Annotated in this window: 2 protein-coding genes; one reads left to right on the top strand and one right to left on the bottom strand. The window is 57.4% G+C overall.

The window, feature by feature from the left end:
* The first annotated feature begins 157 nt into the window (after positions 1-157).
* Positions 158-1,180, top strand: coding sequence for an IS630 family transposase (locus tag C448_RS09435; protein WP_239640563.1), 1,023 nt, complete (start codon positions 158-160; stop codon positions 1,178-1,180).
* A 613-nt stretch (positions 1,181-1,793) separates the two neighbouring features.
* On the opposite strand, the gene C448_RS09430 is transcribed toward C448_RS09435, so the two are convergent.
* Positions 1,794-2,285 (bottom strand): VOC family protein (locus C448_RS09430; protein ID WP_004054135.1); only part of this gene is annotated, 492 nt, incomplete at its 5' end.

Here is a 2,285-nt window from a genome sequence, read left to right as displayed (position 1 = left end):
CAGAATCTGATTTCCCTGTCGATGTTTCTTGGACAGGCTCCTGTGGAGAATGTATATCATGTCGCCCAGACCTCCCCCCGTCACAATCACCCTGACCGCTCAAGATCGTCTCGATCTTGAAGCGGTCATACGCAAAGCAACCAGCCCACAACGGGATGTGTTCCGTGCGCGTATTGTTCTCCTCGCAGCTGCGGGAGCCACTAATACTGAAATCGCGGAGGAACTCGCCTGCACGAGGAAAACCGTCCGCAAGTGGCGCGGACGCTTTGCTGAGGCTGGCCGGGCCGGGCTCGCGGACGCGCCCCGATCCGGCCGACCACCCATCTACGATGATACCGTCCGTGCGCACATCACCGCTCTCGCGTGTGAACTCCCGGTCAAACACGATCTTCCCCTCTCCCGATTGAGCATCACCGATATTCACATGGTCGCTGTTTCTGAGATCGATCTCTGTCCCTCACCATCAACGATCGCCGCCTGGCTCAAGCACGCGGCGATCAAACCGTGGACGTGGACCTCGTGGAAGACACCACGAGATCCGGAGTTTGCCCAGAAAGCTGCGCCTGTCCTCGATCTGTACAACGGAACGTGGAACGGCGAAGATCTAACTGACGGAGACGTAGTCATCTGTGCCGACGAAAAGACAGCGATCAAAGCCCGGTCCCGGCACCGCAGTCCGCCGGGACCGGGCACACCGTTGCACGTCGAGCATGAATACGATCGCCACGGTGGCTGTACGTATCAAGCGGCTCTCATCGTCGGTACAGGAGAAGTCTATGGACGGTGTGTGACACGGAACACCCGAGCGAATTTCGAGCGACTCGTCGAAGACGTGATGAACCACCCGATCTGCCGTCGAGCAGATCGGGTGTTCTGGATCCTCGACAACGGGACTGCGCATCACCCAAACACGTTCACTGGCTGGCTGAAAAAGCAGTATGACAACGTCGAAGGAGTGCATCTGCCGAAGGGAGCCTCGTGGCTGAATCAGATTGAACTCTACTTCTCAGTACTAACTCGGAAAGCGTTGACTGGTGGGAGCTTCGAGTCGATCGTGGAATTGATGCACCAGATCGCGGGATTCGAAGTGCTCTGGAACGCGGTTCCAGAGCCATTCGAGTGGACCTACACGACAGGTGATTTGGAGCGGTTGCTTGCGAAGCTGCCAGCAATAGCGTAAAGCTCGCTGGAAGCGTCTGAGTAGTATGGTCCCGATTCCAGAGCCAGTTCGCCGGACGCTCACCGATCGCCTTGAGACCCACGCGCGCACCGCGTGAGGTGAGCGGTGCGCGCGTGTAGACGTTCGCTTCCGCGGCGACTATGTCTACATCGACGCCTTCGAGAGGAATCCATGGATTCGGCCTGATGCATCCGAAGAAGAGCAAGAACGGATCCAACAGACACCGATGAAANATGAAACTCTGCCGTCTAACGTGGATGGGTGATATTGATTCATGGGAATTCGCCTTCTACAAATACAGTGACGAGCGGTACGAGCCGTCGATTTCCCTCGACGGCTCGTTCGGTGGATCTCCAGAAGCCTGCTTCGACACCGCTGCGCAAGTCTACCTCCGGTAGCGGTGGTCACACGGGGCCTGCTACTGGGTACGGATTTACTGGATGGTCCACTGAGGCGTTCGAGCGGTTGGTGCCATCGCCAACGACGGGCGGTGGCGACCTGCTCGCAACCGAGGTGACCGTCGATGGATGACCGACGAAATCTTCACCGGACAGCACAGTAATCTCCCTTCACACATTCAGTCAAATAGACTGTCTCTCTGTCTCTATTGTCATCAGGTATCTGGGAAATCGTGGCGTTCGATCGGAAGGCCGAGTTCTTCGATAGCTGCTTCGAGGTGTTCTTCCTTGGCGTACTCTGCACCCGCCTCGACGCGCTTTTGCTGGGCGAGCGCGAGTGCTTCGCCACGCTTGTCCTCGGGGATCTCGAACTTATCGGCGGCGATTTCGATAGTAAGCCCGTTGTGGTCGTACGTGTATATCGATTTGAAGATGCCACGGTCGACCACACTGTATCGATGATCGTGTTCTTCGAGTGCCTCGCTGATCTCGGCGAGACGGTCAGGTTCGTACCGGAATGCGATGTGATGAACCGCACCGATGCCCGGTCGTTGCGGGCCTTGATGCGACTGGCGGCCTTCCTTGACGAAAAACGAGAGCATACGGCCGTCACCTGTATCGAAAAACAGGTGGGTCACCTCGGGCTGATCGAGGTTCGGCTGGCGTAGCACGAGCGGCATTCCGAGGACATCACGATAGAACCCGAC

This window comes from Halococcus morrhuae DSM 1307, assembly GCF_000336695.1.
Taxonomy (GTDB): Archaea; Halobacteriota; Halobacteria; order Halobacteriales; family Halococcaceae; genus Halococcus; species Halococcus morrhuae.
This window is presented reverse-complemented; position numbering and strand designations above follow the sequence as displayed.